At 71.7% G+C, this 17,517-nt stretch carries 12 protein-coding genes; 7 read left to right on the forward strand and 5 right to left on the reverse strand.

The features are described from left to right. Window positions 1–802: 802 nt before the first annotated feature. Both ACWEJX_RS30345 and ACWEJX_RS30350 read right to left on the reverse strand, forming a co-directional pair. The gene (locus tag ACWEJX_RS30345) at window positions 803–1,072 is read right to left on the reverse strand and encodes a DUF397 domain-containing protein (RefSeq protein ID WP_451610622.1); all 270 of its coding nucleotides are present in this window, start codon (window positions 1,070–1,072) and stop codon (window positions 803–805) included. Then, entirely contained in the window at window positions 1,054–1,887 is an 834-nt protein-coding gene (locus ACWEJX_RS30350; RefSeq protein WP_451610623.1) for a helix-turn-helix domain-containing protein, read from the reverse strand. Before ACWEJX_RS30350 ends, ACWEJX_RS30345 begins: the two co-directional genes overlap by 19 nt. Window positions 1,888–2,148: 261 nt before the next feature. Here ACWEJX_RS30350 and ACWEJX_RS30355 point away from each other — a divergent pair, with 261 nt between their 5' ends. Continuing rightward, on the forward strand, window positions 2,149–3,300 hold the full coding sequence (locus ACWEJX_RS30355; protein WP_451610624.1) for a glutamate--cysteine ligase: 1,152 nt from the start codon (window positions 2,149–2,151) through the stop codon (window positions 3,298–3,300). 105 nt (window positions 3,301–3,405) lie between these two features. Here ACWEJX_RS30355 and lon read toward each other — a convergent pair whose 3' ends face one another. Continuing rightward, window positions 3,406–5,817, reverse strand: a complete 2,412-nt coding sequence (gene lon / locus ACWEJX_RS30360; RefSeq protein ID WP_451610625.1) for an endopeptidase La — start codon at window positions 5,815–5,817, stop codon at window positions 3,406–3,408. Window positions 5,818–5,971: 154 nt separating this feature from the next. Here lon and ACWEJX_RS30365 point away from each other — a divergent pair, with 154 nt between their 5' ends. Further along, a complete protein-coding gene (locus tag ACWEJX_RS30365; protein WP_451610626.1) occupies window positions 5,972–6,481 on the forward strand; it encodes a hypothetical protein in 510 nt (169 codons plus the stop codon). Between the two features lie 18 nt (window positions 6,482–6,499). On the opposite strand, the gene ACWEJX_RS30370 is transcribed toward ACWEJX_RS30365, so the two are convergent. After that, on the reverse strand, window positions 6,500–7,132 hold the full coding sequence (locus tag ACWEJX_RS30370; protein WP_451610627.1) for a TetR/AcrR family transcriptional regulator: 633 nt from the start codon (window positions 7,130–7,132) through the stop codon (window positions 6,500–6,502). Window positions 7,133–7,354: 222 nt separating this feature from the next. Between ACWEJX_RS30370 and surE the strand changes: the two genes are divergently transcribed. From surE to ACWEJX_RS30395, 5 genes are all read left to right on the forward strand, one after another. After that, entirely contained in the window at window positions 7,355–8,425 is a 1,071-nt protein-coding gene (surE, locus tag ACWEJX_RS30375) for a 5'/3'-nucleotidase SurE (protein ID WP_451610628.1), read from the forward strand. Window positions 8,426–8,499: 74 nt separating this feature from the next. Further along, on the forward strand, window positions 8,500–9,201 hold the full coding sequence (locus ACWEJX_RS30380) for a spermidine synthase (protein ID WP_451610629.1): 702 nt from the start codon (window positions 8,500–8,502) through the stop codon (window positions 9,199–9,201). Window positions 9,202–9,261: 60 nt separating this feature from the next. After that, window positions 9,262–9,996, forward strand: a complete 735-nt coding sequence (locus tag ACWEJX_RS30385; protein WP_451610630.1) for a response regulator transcription factor — start codon at window positions 9,262–9,264, stop codon at window positions 9,994–9,996. A gap of 65 nt (window positions 9,997–10,061) precedes the next feature. Next, window positions 10,062–11,114 carry a HAMP domain-containing sensor histidine kinase gene (locus tag ACWEJX_RS30390; protein WP_451610633.1) on the forward strand — a complete coding sequence of 351 codons (1,053 nt, stop codon included), beginning with the start codon at window positions 10,062–10,064 and terminating at the stop codon, window positions 11,112–11,114. 270 nt (window positions 11,115–11,384) lie between these two features. Then, a complete protein-coding gene (locus tag ACWEJX_RS30395) occupies window positions 11,385–15,179 on the forward strand; it encodes a multifunctional oxoglutarate decarboxylase/oxoglutarate dehydrogenase thiamine pyrophosphate-binding subunit/dihydrolipoyllysine-residue succinyltransferase subunit (RefSeq protein WP_451610631.1) in 3,795 nt (1,264 codons plus the stop codon). 114 nt (window positions 15,180–15,293) lie between these two features. Here ACWEJX_RS30395 and fxsT read toward each other — a convergent pair. Further along, on the reverse strand, window positions 15,294–17,517 hold a 2,224-nt coding region (gene fxsT / locus ACWEJX_RS30400; RefSeq protein ID WP_451610632.1), incomplete at its 5' end, for an FxSxx-COOH system tetratricopeptide repeat protein.

The raw sequence follows: 17,517 nt of genomic DNA on the forward strand, positions 1-17,517 counted from the left end.
CAGTGGCCGGGGCAGGAGAGTCCGCCTCCGCCGTCCCGGGGTGCGCGGCAGTGGAATGGGGTGCCCGATCCCGGCTCAGCGGGTCACCACCGTCGTCCGGCCGGGCTTCATGCCCCGCTGGTCACTCCCGGTGGGGGGCGGCTCGGGGCGAGCCCTTTGCGCGCCATCAACCGCCCCAGCCCGCCGGGACATCTCCTCAGCCCAACCCGAGCGGCCCTGCCGGGCGTTCATGGCGGGGAAAGGGTTCGCGATGGAAGGGTGTACCGAGCCCTAAGTGCGCCACACTCCCGAATCACCGCCCCTGGTGAGGCAGATGAGCACTTCTGTGACTCCCGAGACGGTTCGTGGCGCAGTTAGGGTTCACCCGCACCGCCCATCCACCCACCGGGAGTGACCAGCGGGGCATGAGCCCCGACCGAACGACCACGGGGACCCGCTGAGCAGGCAATGGGCACCCCACTCCACACCCGCGCACCCGGGACGCGCAGAGACGGTCCCATCCACCCCAGCCGCAAACCCAGCCCCACCCCACCGGGCAGCACACAGCCCCCGGCCGGAGCGATACCCGAAGCCCCCCACCCACTCGCCCGCCTGCCCGCCTACGGCGGCAGCGATACCCGAACCCCCCCGCGCGGCCCCGCCCCGGGCCGCCCTCCGAGTGTGAAAAGGCTCCCGGAGCCACCGGGTCAAGGGTGGGCGCAGCCCATCGCGCAGCGACGCGACGAAGGAGCGCCCTTGACGCGGTGGCGGAGGAGGCCACACTCGGAGTGAGGGCGGCCGCACGTGAAGCTTGGGAGGGCGGTCAGCCCTTGAGCCCGGCGACGAAGGACGCCCAAGCCGGCGCGGCCACCACGAGGACCGGGCCGGCGGGCACCTTGCTGTCACGGACGGGGACGACACCGGGGATGCCGTCGAGGACCTCGATGCAGTTCCCACCATCGCCGTCGCTGTAGCTGCTCTTGCGCCAGGCGGCGCCCGCGAAGTCGTAGGTGACTTCTACGCACTCGCCGCCGTCGCCGTCGCTGTAGGAGCTCTTGAACCAGTGGGCGTGGGTCAGGTCGTGGGCGCGCATCGTCTGTAGTCCTCCACCGCCGATTCGATCAGGGCCAGGGACGCCTCCGGCGACAGCGCGGCGGCCCTGAGCAGATCGTAGGTCGCCTGAGCCCGCTTCACCACAGACGGATCATCGAGCAGGCTTCCCGAATACACCGCCTCCGTATAGGCCGTTGGCGGCTGATCCTCGAACTCCATGAGCTTGAGCGGCTTGCCCATCTGGGGGTACGCGCCCACAGAGAAGGGCAGCACCTGGATCAGCACCTTGCGCTCGCCCACGGCCGCCAGGAGGTGGGCGAGCTGTTCGGCCATGACCGCCGGGCCCCCGACCGGGATGCGCAGCACCGTCTCGTGCAGGATCGCCCAGTACATGGGCCGAGTGGCGTCCTTGAGAATTGCGGACCGCTCCATCCGCCCCTTGACGGTGTCCTCCAGGTACTCCTCAGTGGCCAGCGGATTGCTGGCGAGGGTGACGGCTCGTGCGTAGGCGCGAGTCTGGAGCAGTCCCGGGACGGAAGTGGATTCGAACTCGCAGATCTTCGTCGCCAGGTCCTCCAGCTCCGCCGCCGCCTGGAAGTACGACGCGTACGGCGACCGATTGATCAGCTTCCGCCACGTCCGCTCGAACAGGCCCCCCGTCTTCAGCACGTCGTCGAACAGCTTCGCCAGATCCAGCTGCGGTTTCCGAATGCCCTGCTCGAACAGACCGATGTACGCCGACGAGACGAACACCCGCGCGCCCAGCTCGCTCTGCGTGAGTCCCGCCGCCTCCCGGCGCTCCTTCAGCAGCTCGCCGAAGAACTCCCACGCTTCCTGCCGTTTAGCCTGACCCATGGCTCAACTCCCCAACCCGCCAGTTCAGTTGCCACCCCCGTAGCCACTCCCGACCCTACGGATTCACCGGCCGCCCCGATACGCAAATGCGCGAAATTCACTCGAACGGGAATCACGCGGACGTCCTCCCTTCGGGTGTCGATTTCACGCCATCCGTACCAGAACAAGCGGAGTCGGGTCATCCGTGGACGTCCTTCGGGAATGCTCTGTTCGAACGGCCGCCAGCGCACGTCGTCCGACCGTTGAAGGAGAGAGCACTCCATGCGGAATGAGGAGCGGTGGGAGTACCACCGCGGGCAAGGACTGCGCACGATCGGGGTCGAGGAGGAGCTGCTCCTGGTCGATCCCGCGACCGGGCTCCCCCAGCCACTGTCCGGGACCGTCACCGAGATCGCCGCCTGGCACGCCGACGTGCGGCCGGAGGCGGACCGGGGTGAGCCGGTGAAGCCCGAGTTGTACTGCGAGATGCTGGAGATCGGCACCAGGCCGTGCGCCACGGCGGACGAGCTGGCCGATCAGCTGCGGCAGGCCAGGGCCACCGCCGCGGCCGCGGCCAAGGAGGCGGGAGTGGCGGTCGCGGCGCTCGCGACCGCGCCGATGCGCTTCGAGCAGGTCCTCAACCCGGCGGACCGCTATCGGCGCATCGAGGACCGGTACGCCCGTCTGGTCGACGACAAGCTCACCTGCGCCTGCCACGTGCACGTCCACCTCACCTCGCCGGAGGAGGGCGTCGGTGTCCTGGACCGGATCCGGCCCTGGCTCGCGCCGCTGCTGGCGCTCAGCGCGAACTCGCCGTTCTGGCAGGGCGAGGACACCGGGTACGCGAGCTGGCGCCACCAGCTGTGGTCGCGCTGGCCGATGGCCGGGCCCGCCGAGCTGTTCGGCGACGTCGACGCGCTGGAGGAGACCACCCGGGCGATGCTGGCGAGCGAGGTGCTCGTCGACGACCACATGGTCTACTTCGACGCCCGGCTGTCGCGCAGCTACCCGACGGTGGAGGTGCGGGTCGGGGACGTGTGCCTGCACGCGGAGGACGCCCTGCTGCTCGGGCTGCTGGTCCGCGCCCTGGTGGAGACCGAGGCCCGGGCCTGGCGGGCCGGGGTGGAGGCCGACCCGGTCCCGACCGTCCTGCTGCGACTGGCCGCGTGGCAGGCCAGCCGTTACGGCCTCGGCGACCGCCTGCTGCACCCCAAGAGCTGGCGGCCGGCCCCGGCCGCCGACGTCCTGCAGGCCCTGATCGGCCATGTGACCCCGGCTCTGCGGGACGCGGGCGACCTCGACCGGGCCGTGCGCGGCGTCGAGCTGGTCCTCGCCCGGGGTACCGGGGCGGACCTCCAGCGCGCGGCGCACACCGGCGGCGCCGATCTGGCCCCGGTCGTCGCCGACGCCGTGCGCCGTACCAACCCGGCGTGACCAACCCGGCGTGACCAACCCCGCGTGACCGGCCCCGCGTGAGGCAGTGGTGGGGCGCCCTCCCGAGGGAGGGCGGCCCACCGCTGTGCGTGCGGGTGCGGTGCCTTACGCCGCCGCGCCCACCGCGACCGCCGCCGGGGTCAGCGCGATCTCCAGGACCTGGCGGACGTCCGTGACCGGGTGGACCTCCAGCTTCTCCAGGATCTCGGCGGGGACGTCGTCGAGATCGGCCTCGTTCCGCTTGGGGATCACGACGGTCGTGATGCCCGCGCGGTGGGCGGCGAGGAGCTTCTGCTTCAGGCCGCCGATGGGCAGGACGCGGCCGGTGAGGGAGACCTCGCCGGTCATCGCGACGTCCGTGCGGACCAGCCGGCCCGACAGGAGCGAGGCGAGGGCCGTCGTCATGGTGATGCCGGCGCTCGGGCCGTCCTTCGGGACCGCGCCCGCCGGGAAGTGGATGTGCACGCCGCGGTCCTTCAGGCCGGTGACGGGCAGCTCCAGCTCGGCGCCGTGCGAGCGCAGGAAGGAGAGCGCGATCTGCGCGGACTCCTTCATCACGTCGCCCAGCTGACCGGTGAGGGTCAGACCCGCCCCGCCCGTCTCCGGGTCGGCGAGCGATGCCTCCACGAAGAGGACGTCACCGCCGGCGCCGGTCACGGCCAGACCGGTGGCGACACCGGGCACGGACGTGCGCCGCTCGGCCGGGTCCTGGGCGGACTCGGGCACGTGGTGCGGGCGGCCGATCAGGCCGCGCAGTTCGCCCTCGCCGATGGTGAACGGCAGTTCCCGCTCGCCCAGTTCGTGCTGGGCGGCCACCTTGCGGAGGAGCCGGGCGATCGAGCGCTCCAGGGTGCGGACGCCCGCCTCCCGGGTGTACTCGCCGGCCAGCTTGCGCAGCGCCGACTCCTCCAGGACGACCTCGCCCTGCTCCAGGCCGGCCCGCTCCAGCTGCCGGGGCAGCAGGTGGTCGCGGGCGATGACGACCTTCTCGTCCTCGGTGTAGCCGTCGAGGCGGACCAGCTCCATGCGGTCGAGCAGGGCCTCCGGGATGGCCTCCAGGACGTTCGCCGTCGCGAGGAACACGACGTCGCTCAGGTCGAATTCGACCTCCAGGTAGTGGTCTCGGAAGGTGTGGTTCTGCGCCGGGTCGAGGACTTCGAGGAGGGCCGCCGCCGGGTCGCCCCGGAAGTCGGAGCCGACCTTGTCGATCTCGTCGAGCAGCACCACCGGGTTCATGGACCCGGCCTCCTTGATCGCGCGGACGATCCGGCCGGGCAGCGCGCCCACGTACGTCCGCCGGTGGCCGCGGATCTCGGCCTCGTCCCGGACGCCGCCGAGGGCCACGCGGACGAACTTGCGGCCCATGGCGTGCGCGACGGACTCGCCGAGCGAGGTCTTGCCGACGCCGGGCGGGCCGACGAGGGCGAGCACGGCGCCGCCGCGACGGCCGCCGACGACACCGAGCCCGCGCTCGGCGCGCCGCTTGCGCACGGCCAGGTATTCGGTGATGCGCTCCTTCACGTCCTCCAGGCCCGCGTGCTCGGCGTCCAGGACGGCCTTGGCGCCCTGGATGTCGTACTGGTCCTCGGTGCGCTCGTTCCACGGCAGTTCGAGGACGGTGTCGAGCCAGGTGCGGATCCAGGAGCCCTCCGGGGACTGGTCGCTCGCCCGCTCCAGCTTCTCGACCTCCTTGAGGGCCGCCTCGCGGACCTTCTCGGGCAGGTCGGCCGCCTCGACGCGGGCGCGGTAGTCGTCGGACTCGTCGGCATCCTTCTCGCCGTTGAGCTCGCGCAGCTCCTTGCGGACGGCTTCGAGCTGGCGGCGCAGCAGGAACTCGCGCTGCTGCTTGTCGACGCCCTCCTGGACGTCCTTGGCGATGGTCTCGGCGACGTCCTGTTCGGCCAGGTGATCGCGCAGCTGCGCGGTGGCGAGCTTGAGGCGGGCGACCGGGTCGGCGGTCTCCAGCAGTCCGAGCTTCTGCTCCACCGTCAGGAACGGGGAGTAGCCCGCGTTGTCGGCGAGCGCGCCGACGCCCTCGATCTGCTGGACGCGGTCGACGACCTGCCAGGCGCCGCGCTTCTTCAGCCAGCTCGTGGCCAGCGCCTTGTACTCCTTGACCAGCTCGGTCACCGCGCCGGGCAGCGGCTCCGGCAGCGCCTCGTCGACGACGGTGCCCTCGACCCACAGCGCCGCGCCGGGCCCGGTCGTCCCGGCGCCGATGCGCACGCGGCCGCGGCCGCGGATCAGCGCGCCGGGATCGCCGTCGGACAGCCGCCCGACCTGCTCGACCGTGCCGAGCACACCGGTGCCCGCGTAGGTCCCGTCCACCCGGGGCACGAGCAGCACCCTGGGCTTCCCGGTCCCACCGCGCGCGGCGGCCTGCGCGGCCTCGACGGCTGCCCGGACGTCGTTGTCGGACAGATCCAGCGGCACGACCATTCCGGGCAGCACGACCTCGTCGTCGAGCGGCAGCACAGGCAGAGTGAGCGGCGCGGACGCCATGGACTCAGAAGCCATGATCTCCCCTTCGGCAGTGAATCGCAGTCAATCAAGTTGAGCTTTACCGACTCAATGCATGTGAGCCCGGCATTGTTCCCCGCCCCGCGTTCGCTCTGAGCGATCACTCGTCACGCGCCCTGCGCGGGCCCGCCGGAGCGGGCATGCTCGGGCCATGGAGTACGTGAAGCGGGAGTACGTGAAGCGGTACGGGCGCAGGTTCGGCGCCGCGGCCGTCCTCGCCGCGGCCGTGGCCGTGACCGGCTGCGGCCAGGCCCCGGCGGCGCCGCCGGCCGAGAGCCCGGCGAGCAGCGCCGCCACGCGCACGGAGCCCGCGCCCCAGGACGTCCTGGTCGAGGTCGACGTCAGTGGCGGCTTCGCCGGGGTCAGCAACAAGCTGGTGGTCCACTACGACGGCGCGTACACCGTCCGCCACGGCACCAAGCCGCCCGCCTCCGGCCGCCTGACGCCCGCTCAAGCCGCCGAGCTGCGCGCCGCCCTGGAGGACCCGGCGTACGCGAAGGTCCCGGACCGGGCCACCGGCAGCCCGGTCCGCGACGGGTTCACGTACCAGGTCGCCTACGGCCACCGGCTCGTCGTCACCCAGGACGGCGAGGCCCGCCCGCCCGCGCTCCAGCGCGTCTTCGACGCCCTTCCCGACGGCGGCCCGCCGACGGCCCCGTAAAGCCGGACCGCCAGGACACTAGGCCCGGAGTTCCTCGTACCGCCGCCGCAGGAAGTCCCGTACCCGCGCCGGCATGTCCATCGACTCCGGGGCGAGCGCCCACTGGATCTGCAGGCCGTCCATCACGGCCAGCTGCTCCTGGGCGACGGCCAGGCAGTCGGTCCCGGTCCGCAGCTCGCCGCGCTCCACGGCCCGCTCCAGGAGGGCGACGGTGTCCCGCAGCACCCGCGCGTACCGCTCCTTGAAGTACGCGTGCGCGGGGTGGCCGACGTCGCCGGACTCGCCGACGAGGACGTTGAACATCCGGACGATGCCGGGGCGCCGGGTGTTCTCCTCGATCAGGGCGACGAGGGTGTCGAGATAGGCGGCGTAGGACTCCGGCTCGTCGGCGAAGAGCCGCTCCATGTCGTGCTGCTCGCTCTGCGCGAGGACCGACAGGAGCAGGTCCTCCTTGCTGCGGAAGTGATGGAGGAGTCCGCCCTGGGTGATGCCGCAGTCGTTCGCGATCCGGGCGAGCGAGGAGGCGTGGAAGCCCCACTGCCCGAAGTGCTCGACGGCGGTGTCGAGGATCTTCCTGCGCCGCGCGTCACCGACCGCGTAACCGCCCCGGCCTGCGGCTTTCCCGCTCGCGGGGACCTTCTTCTCCGGCATGGCCCCACCCTAGCCGCGACCTTCCGAGCCACCTCCACGCCGTGACCCAGGTCACAGCGCACAAACCTAGTACCCACTCGGTTTTCAACCCTAGCCTTCGGCCATCCCCGGACCGCGGGGCGCCCTGACACGCCCCGCGCCCGGTCCGGGGCCCGCCCGTGGGGGGCCGGGCCCCGGACCGCACTCTTCCGCGTGTCATGCCCCTGAAGGGAACGCACCGCCATGCGCAAGCTCCTCGCCCTCGGCACAGCCGCCGCACTGCTCACGTGCCTCGGCGCGACCGCCTACGCCACCACCCCCGCCGCCCCCTCGGCCCCCTCGGCCGCGCCCCTCGCCGGTATGCGCGTCCTCCTCTCCAACGACGACTCCATGCAGGCCGCGAAGGCGAGCAACTCCGACGGCCTCGGCCTCTACGAGCTCCGCCGCGCGATGTGCGCCGCCGGCGCCGACGTCGTGGTCATGGCCCCGTGGCAGGTGCAGTCCGGCAAGGGCACGGCCGTCACCAACGGCGGCGTGCTCACCGCGCAGCGCCGCGCCGCCGCCGAGCTGCCCGCCGGCTACGGGGGCGACTGCGCGGGCGCGCCGGCCCACGGCGCGGTGTTCGGCGTGTGCCTGTCGGCGGGGCCGTGCGGCAAGGACACCCCGAGCGCCACGCCCGCCGACACGGTGAAGCTCGCGCTGCGCGGCGGACTGAGAGCCGAGGCCGGCTGGCAGGACGGCCCCGACCTGGTGCTCACCGGCATCAACTCGGGCCCGAACGTCTCGGCGAACGTCAACGACTCCGGCACCGTGGGCGCGGCCGTCGCCGCGATCGACCAGGGAGTGCCGGCGGTCGCGTTCTCCTCGGCGGGCGACGAGAGCAACACGTACTTCCCGCGCGACAACTACCGCGCGAACGCCGAGTTCGGCGCCCGCTTCGTCGCCGGGCTCCGCACCCGCGGCCTCCTCACCTCCGCCTTCGCGCTCAAGGTCGACTACCCGGACGTCAGCGCCGGACAGCCGGCGAAGGCCCCGGTGTGGACCCGGGTCGGCGACGGGGCCGTGGCCTACCACGCGTACGAACGGCGCGGCACGGGCGACTCCTTCGACATCACCCTCGGCCTGTGCCCGGTGGACGGCGGCGGCGCGGGCGAGTGCGCCGAGGGCCGCGCGGACGCCGACTCGACCTGGCTGCTCGACAAGGGCCACGTCACGGTCGCCCCGATCACCTGGGACCGGACCTACGGCACGCGGGTGGACGCCCGCCGCACGCTCGGCCGGATCGCGCACTACGTCACGCACGAGGCTCGTTAAGCGGTTGTCCCGGCCGCCCGCGCCCTCCGAGGATGGCCGGGACAGCCACGTACAAGCGAGCCACGGAGTGAGCAATGAGCAGCCCCGTCACCCTCGAACGCCGTGAGGGCCCGTACGGAGAAGTCGTCCTGCGGCGGCGCGACACGGACGACGTGACGCACTACGAGATCATCGCCAACGGAACGTTCCTGATGGACACGTCCGACGGCCGCTCGGAGCGCCTGCTCGTCGACGCCGCCCTGGACGCGCTGTCGTCGGGGCCGTCACGTCCCGAGGCGCCGGCCGTCCTCATCGGCGGCCTCGGCGTCGGTTTCTCGCTCGCGCACGCCGCCGCCGACCCGCGCTGGGGCCGGATCGTGGTCGCGGAGCGTGAGGGCGCGATCATCGACTGGCACCGGAAGGGTCCGCTCTCGGCCATCTCCGGTGCGGCGCTCGCCGATTCGCGCACCGTGATCCTGCACACGGACCTGGTGACCCATCTGCGCACCACCACCGACACCTACGACGCGCTGTGCCTGGACATCGACAACGGGCCCGACTGGACCGTCACCGAGGACAACGAATCCCTTTATTCCACCGAGGGTTTGGCCGCCTGCGCGGCCCGGCTGAACCCCGGCGGAATCCTCGCCGTGTGGTCGGCGCAACCGTCCGCCGATTTCGAAGAGTCGTTGCGGAATGCCGGATTCAGCGGGGTACGGACCGAAGAGGTCCCGGTTGCCCGGGGCGTCCCCGACGTGGTCCACCTCGCCGTCCGGCCAGCCGGATCGCCTGCGTAGCCTTGACGCGGCGGTTGCCCCTAGGCTGCTGCACCGACATCGGCGACGCGAGGCGGGGCAATGGAGCAGACACACACCACGAACCACGGTGCGACGACTCCAGGGGCCCAGCGCAGAGTCCTCGTGGTCGAGGACGACGCCACGATCGTGGACGCGATCGCCGCGCGGCTGCGTGCCGAGGGCTTCCTGGTGCAGACGGCCGGCGACGGCCCGGCGGCGGTGGACGCGGCCGAGGCGTGGCAGCCGGACCTGATGGTGCTCGACGTGATGCTGCCGGGCTTCGACGGCCTGGAGGTGTGCCGCCGGGTGCAGGCCCAGCGGCCCGTCCCGGTCCTGATGCTCACCGCGCGTGACGACGAGACGGACATGCTGGTGGGCCTCGGCGTCGGCGCCGACGACTACATGACGAAGCCGTTCTCGATGCGCGAGCTGGCCGCCCGGGTGCACGTGCTGCTGCGCCGGGTGGAGCGGGCCGCGCTCGCGGCGGCGACGCCGCGCAGCGGGATCCTGCGCCTCGGCGAGCTGGAGATCGACCACGCGCAGCGGCGGGTCCGGGTCAGGGCCGAGGACGTGCACCTGACGCCGACCGAGTTCGACCTGCTGGTCTGCCTGGCGAACACCCCGCGGGCCGTGCTCTCGCGCGAGCAGCTGCTCGCCGAGGTGTGGGACTGGGCGGACGCCTCCGGCACCCGGACCGTGGACAGCCACATCAAGGCGCTGCGCCGGAAGATCGGGGCCGAGCGGATCCGCACGGTCCATGGCGTCGGCTACGCGCTGGAGACCCCGGCGCCGTGAGCCGGGCGGGGCGGGGGGCCCGGGGGGACGACCGGCACGGCGACCAGGACGGCGGCCGGCGGCGGATAGCGATATCGATCAAGACGAAGCTGGGCACCCTGGTCGTCGGCGCGGTGCTGCTGACCTCGGGTCTCGCCCTCGTGGCGATCCGGACCTCGACCGAGTTCCGCTACATCACGATCTTCGCGATGATCGCCACGCTGCTGATCACCCAGTTCGTGGCCCAGTCCCTGACCGCCCCGCTGGACGAGATGAACCACGTCGCCGGCTCGATCTCGCGCGGCGACTTCAGCCGCCGGGTGCGCGGCGCGGACCGCCGCGACGAGCTGGGCGACCTGGCCTCCACGATCAACCGCATGGCGGACGACCTGGAGGCCGTGGACCGGCACCGCAAGGAACTGGTCGCGAACGTCTCGCACGAGCTGCGCACGCCCATCGCGGCGCTGCGCGCGCTCCTGGAGAACGTCGTCGACGGCGTCTCCGCCGCCGATCCGGAGACCATGCGGACGGCCCTGAAGCAGACCGAGCGGCTCGGCCGGCTGGTGGAGACGCTGCTCGACCTGTCACGGCTCGACAACGGTGTCGTCACGCTCCGGCGCAGCCGCTTCGAGGTGTGGCCGTACCTCTCGGGCATCCTGCGCGAGGCGAACCTGGCCGCGTCCCAGCGCGGGCTCTCCTCCACCTCGGGCCTGCACCGCCGTACGGACGTGCATCTGCACCTGGACGTGTCGCCGCCCGAGCTGACCGCGCACGCGGACGCGGAGCGGCTGCACCAGGTGATGGCGAACCTGATCGACAACGCGGTGAAGCACTCGCCGCCGCACGGGCGCGTGACCGTGCGGGCGCGCCGGGGTCCGGATCCGGACAGCGTGGACCTGGAGGTCGAGGACGAGGGCCCGGGCATTCCGGAGTCGGAGCGGCACAAGGTCTTCGAGCGGTTCAACCGGGGCACGGTCCCGGCCCAGCAGGGCCCGGGCAGCGACGGCGGCACCGGTCTGGGGCTCGCGATCGCCCGCTGGGCGGTCGATCTGCACGGCGGTCACATCGGAGTGGCCGAATCGTCACGCGGCTGCCGCATCAGACTCACTCTTCCGGGCAGTCTTCCGCCGCGGGATTGACGTAGGGTTCGAACCGGAAGCACTCGTTCTGCGTGTACGTGGACGGGTACGTGGTCAGGGATGCGGCTGAACAGGGCCGCAGCCGCGCTTTCCCGTACCCTCGTCGACGCAGAACCACGGTTGTTTCCCGCCATTCACGGCACTGAAACACCTCGTCAAGTGTGACTTGCGCGACGTTGGACTGCCTGGCCTGCACCTCCCGGCCAGGGAGGCGTAGCCTTTATTTCCGCTGTCCATCACCTTGCGAAGCGGAAGAGGGCGGTTGCCGCCGTGTCGTCTCAGTCCCCCAGTACCCCGAGCTCCCCGGCCGACCAAGACGGGCAGGGCGTGAGCCCCGCAGCCGCCTTCGGTGCCAATGAGTGGCTCGTCGACGAGATCTACCAGCAGTACCTCCAGGACCCGAATTCGGTCGATCGTGCCTGGTGGGACTTCTTCGCCGACTACAAGCCCGGAGCACCGGAGAAGACCGCGGCCGCCCCGGCCGCCACCACCCCGAACACTCCGAGCGCGCCGGCCGCGCCGCAGGTGGGCTCCGCACAGGCCACACCTGCCGCCGCCGTGCCCGCCCCGGCCGCTCCGGCCGCCCCGGCCCCGGCGAAGCCCGCCGCCGCCGCTCCGGCTCCGGTGAAGGCCGCTCCGGCCCCCGCCGCCCCGGCGAAGCCGGCCGCCGCCGCCAAGCCCGCCGCCGAGGCCCCCGCCGGCCCCGAGCTCATCACCCTGCGCGGCCCGGCCGCCGCGGTCGCGAAGAACATGAACGCCTCGCTGGAGGTGCCGACGGCCACGTCCGTCCGCGCCGTCCCGGTGAAGCTGCTCTTCGACAACCGGATCGTCATCAACAACCACCTGAAGCGCGCCCGGGGCGGGAAGATCTCCTTCACCCACCTCATCGGCTACGCGATGGTGCAGGCGATCAAGGCCATGCCGTCGATGAACTACTCCTTCGCGGAGAAGGACGGCAAGCCGACCCTGGTGAAGCCGGAGCACGTCAACTTCGGTCTGGCCATCGACCTGGTGAAGCCGAACGGCGACCGCCAGCTCGTCGTCGCCGGCATCAAGAAGGCCGAGACGCTCAACTTCTTCGAGTTCTGGCAGGCGTACGAGGACATCGTCAAGCGCGCCCGCGTCGGCAAGCTGACGATGGAGGACTTCACCGGCGTCACGGTCTCCCTGACCAACCCCGGCGGCCTCGGCACCGTCCACTCCGTGCCGCGTCTGATGCCCGGTCAGTCGGTCATCATGGGCGTCGGCTCCATGGACTACCCGGCCGAGTTCCAGGGCACCTCCCAGGACACCCTGAACAAGCTGGGCATCTCCAAGGTCATGACCCTGACCTCGACCTACGACCACCGGGTCATCCAGGGCGCGGCCTCCGGCGAGTTCCTGCGCATCGTCGCCAACCTCCTCCTCGGCGAGGACGGCTTCTACGACGACGTCTTCAAGTCGCTGCGCATCCCCTACGAGCCGGTCCGCTGGCTCCGGGACATCGACGCCTCGCACGACGACGACGTCACCAAGGCCGCGCGCGTCTTCGAGCTGATCCACTCCTACCGGGTCCGCGGCCACGTCATGGCCGACACCGACCCGCTGGAGTACAAGCAGCGCAAGCACCCCGACCTGGACATCACCGAGCACGGCCTCACCCTGTGGGACCTGGAGCGCGAGTTCGCGGTCGGCGGCTTCGCCGGCAAGTCGATGATGAAGCTCCGCGACATCCTCGGCGTGCTCCGCGACTCGTACTGCCGCACCACCGGCATCGAGTTCATGCACATCCAGGACCCCAAGCAGCGCAAGTGGATCCAGGACCGCGTGGAGCGCCCGCACGCCCGTGTGGAGCGCGAGGAGCAGCTGCGCATCCTGCGCCGGCTGAACTCGGCCGAGGCGTTCGAGACCTTCCTGCAGACCAAGTACGTCGGCCAGAAGCGCTTCTCGCTCGAGGGCGGCGAGTCGGTCATCCCGCTGCTCGACGCGGTCATCGACTCCGCGGCGGAGTCCCGCCTCGACGAGGTCGTCATCGGCATGGCCCACCGCGGCCGCCTGAACGTCCTCGCGAACATCGTCGGCAAGTCCTACGCGCAGATCTTCCGTGAGTTCGAGGGCAACCTCGACCCGAAGTCGATGCACGGCTCCGGCGACGTCAAGTACCACCTGGGCGCCGAGGGCACCTTCACCGGTCTCGACGGCGAGCAGATCAAGGTCTCCCTGGTCGCCAACCCCTCCCACCTGGAGGCGGTCGACCCGGTCGTGGAGGGTGTCGTCCGCGCCAAGCAGGACGTCATCGGCAAGGCGGGCACGGACTTCACCGTCCTCCCGATCGCCCTGCACGGCGACGCGGCCTTCGCGGGCCAGGGCGTCGTGGCCGAGACGCTCAACATGTCGCAGCTGCGCGGCTACCGCACCGGCGGCACGGTCCACGTCGTCATCAACAACCAGGTCGGCTTCACCGCGGCTCCCGAGGCCTCGCGTTCCTCCATGTACGCGACGGACGTGGCCCGCATGATCGAGGCGCCGATCTTCCACGTGAACGGCGACGACCCGGAGGCGTGCGTCCGCGTGGCGCGGCTCGCCTTCGAGTTCCGCCAGACGTTCAACAAGGACGTCGTGATCGACCTCATCTGCTACCGCCGCCGCGGTCACAACGAGGGCGACAACCCGCAGTTCACCAACCCGCAGATGTACACGCTGATCGACAAGAAGCGTTCGGTGCGCAAGCTCTACACCGAGTCGCTCATCGGTCGCGGCGACATCACCCTGGAAGAGGCCGAGCAGGCGCTCCAGGACTTCCAGGGCCAGCTGGAGAAGGTCTTCGCCGAGGTCCGCGAGGCCACCGCGACGCCGACCCAGACCCAGGTCCCGGACGCCAAGCCCGACTTCCCGGTCTCCGTGACCACCGCGATCTCCCAGGAGGTCGTGAAGCGGATCGCCGAGTCGCAGGTGAACATCCCGGAGCAGGTCACGGTCCACCCGCGTCTGCTGCCGCAGCTGCAGCGCCGCGCGGCCTCGATCGACGACGGCACCATCGACTGGGGCTTCGGCGAGACCCTCGCCATCGGCTCCCTGCTGATGGAGGGCACCCCGGTCCGCCTGTCGGGCCAGGACTCCCGCCGCGGCACCTTCGGCCAGCGCCACGCGGTGCTCGTCGACCAGGAGACCGGCGAGGACTACACCCCGCTGCTGTACCTCGCCGAGGACCAGGCCCACTACAACGTCTACGACTCGATGCTCAGCGAGTACGCGGCGATGGGCTTCGAGTACGGCTACTCGCTGGAGCGCCCCGACGCCCTGGTGATCTGGGAGGCCCAGTTCGGTGACTTCGTCAACGGCGCGCAGACCGTCGTCGACGAGTTCATCTCCTCGGCCGAGCAGAAGTGGGGCCAGACCTCCGGCGTCACCCTGCTCCTGCCGCACGGCTACGAGGGCCAGGGCCCGGACCACTCGTCCGCCCGCCCGGAGCGCTTCCTGCAGATGTGCGCGCAGGACAACATGACGGTCGCCATGCCGACGCTGCCGTCGAACTACTTCCACCTGCTGCGCTGGCAGGTCCACAACCCGCACCACAAGCCGCTCATCGTCTTCACCCCGAAGTCGATGCTGCGTCTGAAGGCCGCGGCGTCGAAGGTGGAGGAGTTCACCACCGGCGGCTTCCGCCCGGTGATCGGCGACTCGACGGTCAACCCGGCCGACGTCCGCAAGGTCGTCTTCTGCGCGGGCAAGGTCTACTACGACCTGGAGGCCGAGCGGCAGAAGCGCGGTGTCACGGACACGGCGATCATCCGTCTGGAGCGCCTGTACCCGCTGCCGGGTGCCGAGCTGCAGGCCGAGATCTCCAAGTACCCGAACGCCGAGAAGTACATCTGGGCCCAGGAGGAGCCGGCGAACCAGGGTGCCTGGCCGTTCATCGCGCTCAACCTGATCGACCACCTGGACCTGGCGGTCGGCGCGGACATCCCGGCGAGCGAGCGCCTGCGCCGGATCTCCCGCCCGCACTCCTCCTCCCCGGCGGTCGGCTCGGCCAAGCGCCACCAGGCGGAGCAGGCGCAGCTGGTCGCGGAGGTCTTCGACGCCTGATCGCGCTGATCGCACTGATCGCGCTGATCGGAGTTCGTACGACCGGAGGCCCGGCACCCCGAGTGGGTGCCGGGCCTCCGGCGTTTCCGCCGTTCCTTGCGGTCGTACGGGCTGTCAGCCCAGGTTCGCCTCGAAGTCCCAGTACGGCCGGTTCCGCTGCCGCGCCGACAGCGTGTGCGGGTGCTGGGCGCCCAGCGTCCGGGTGAGGGTCAGCAGGGCGTCCTCCTCCAGCTTGCCCGCCTCCTCGTTCTCCCTGAGGCCGCGCAGGTCGGTGGCGAGGGCGACCTGGCAGGACAGGGTGAGCGGGTGCTCGTTGCCGAGGGTGTGCCGGGCCCGGCGCAGGGTGTCCCGGCTGAGCTCGGCGGCGTCGGCGACCCTGCCGTTGAAGTTGCGGGCCGCGGAGGCGTTGAGGGCGCAGCCGAGGACCCACGGGTGGTCGGGCCCCAGGGAGGCGGTGAGGCCGGCGAGCGACGCCTCCAGGATGGCGAGGGCATCGGCGCGTTCGCCGGACGCCTGGAGGACGAGGGCGGTGTTGGCGAGGACGCCGGTGGCGACGGGGTGGGCGGGGCCGAGGAGGGCGCGGTAGCCGGCCTCGGCCTCGTGGCTGAGCTCCCGGGCGTGGTCGAGGTCGCCGTGCTCGCGCAGGTAGTTGGCGTAGTTGTTGATGGAGGCGAGCGTCACGTAGTGGGTCCGGCCGTGCACCTGTTCCAGTTGTTCGAGCAGGCTGGCCATGGTGGCGCCGAGGTCCTGCTGGAAGCCGCCCTCGCGGCGCCGGCACAGGGCCAGCTGGGTGCGGGCGTAGAGCGTCTGCAGGTGCTGGGGGCCGAGGATCCGGACGTGGACGCGGACGCTGGCCTCCTGGCGGGCCAGCGCCTCGCGGTAGGCGCCGAGCAGCCGCAGGTCCTGGGCGACGTTGTTGCCGACGACGAGGGTCTGCGAGTGCCGGGCGCCGAGGACGTTCTCCGAGCGGGCCAGGCAGGCGATGTCCTGCTCGTACGCCTCCTTGTAGCGGCCGAGCAGCCGCAGCGCGATGCCGAGGTTGTTCCCGGCGACGAGGGTGAGGAACTCGTTGTCGCCGAGCAGGCGCTGGGCCTCGGCGAGCACCTCGCGCTGCATCCGCTCCGCCTCCTGGTACTGCCCGAGGTAGCGGAGGTCGCTCGCGATGGAGACGGAGGAGCGGAGCGAGGCGAGCGGGTCGGGGGTCTCGGCCTCGTCGAGGCGGGCGCGCAGCGCGAGGTCGAGCTGGTAGGCGTCCCGGAAGCGTCCGTAGCGGCGCAGGATGTAGCTCTCCTGGGTGGTGAGTTCCTGCATCTCGGCGCTCACCGGGTCCATGAAGGTGGACCAGTTCTCCCGGATCCGCTCCGCGAGCCGGATGCCGGCCCGGAACTCGCCGCTGCGGAAGCAGTAGCGCAGGCAGTTGAGCACGGCGGTCTGCACGCGCGGATTGCGGCTGGCGAGGGCGCCGGAGGGCTCCAGGTGCGGCAGGAGTTCGGCGTAACGGGGCCAGTTCCGGCTGTCGAGCGGGTTGCCGGGGTCGGCCTCGGCGAGCAGGGTGCGGACGGCCTTGCGGTGGGCGTCGCGGTGCTCGCCGTCGGTGAGCCGGGACACGATGTCGTGGACCAGCCGGTGCATCTGGACGGACTCCTGATGGGGCACCATCTCCCCGCCGGTGACCGGGCCGCGGGACTCGCGGCTGAGCACGGAGTAGTTGACGAGGGTGTCCAGGGCCCGGGACCAGGCGGCCAGGTCGGTGACCATCCAGCGCAGGTCCTCGGGGAGTTCGGCCTGCGGGTAGGCGCGGACGATGCCGAGCGGGATGCGGCCGGGGGCGAAGGAGGCGCACAGGCTGAGCACGTCGATGGCCTGCGGCTGGGAGCGTCGGAGCCGGTTGATCAGTATCGACCAGGAGGTCAGGGAGGCGTTGGGGATGCCGTCGCCGCCGGACGGCTCGTCCACGGCGGAGATGCGTCCGTCGCGGACCATGCGCAGGTACTCGGCGACCTCCATGCGGGACTCGCCGAGCCAGGCGGCGGCCTGGACGAGCGGCAGCGGTACGTCGCCGAACTCGGCGGCGACCTCGTCGGCCTCGGGCGCGGTGATGTGCGGGGCGCGCCGCATCAGGTAGGCGGTCGACTCGGCGCGGTCGAAGCCGGGGATCTCCAGGACGTCGGTGTAGTCGCCCCAGCCGCGGTTGCGGGAGGTGACGAGGACGTGGCCGGGGCCCTGGGGCAGCATGACGTTCGCGCCGTCGGTGTCGTCCCAGCCGTCGAAGACGACGAGCCAGCGGGAGTGCGGGTCGCCCCGGCGCAGCGCCTCGCGGACGGCGCGGATGCGTTCG

It is taken from the genome of Streptomyces sp. NPDC004788, assembly GCF_053601115.1.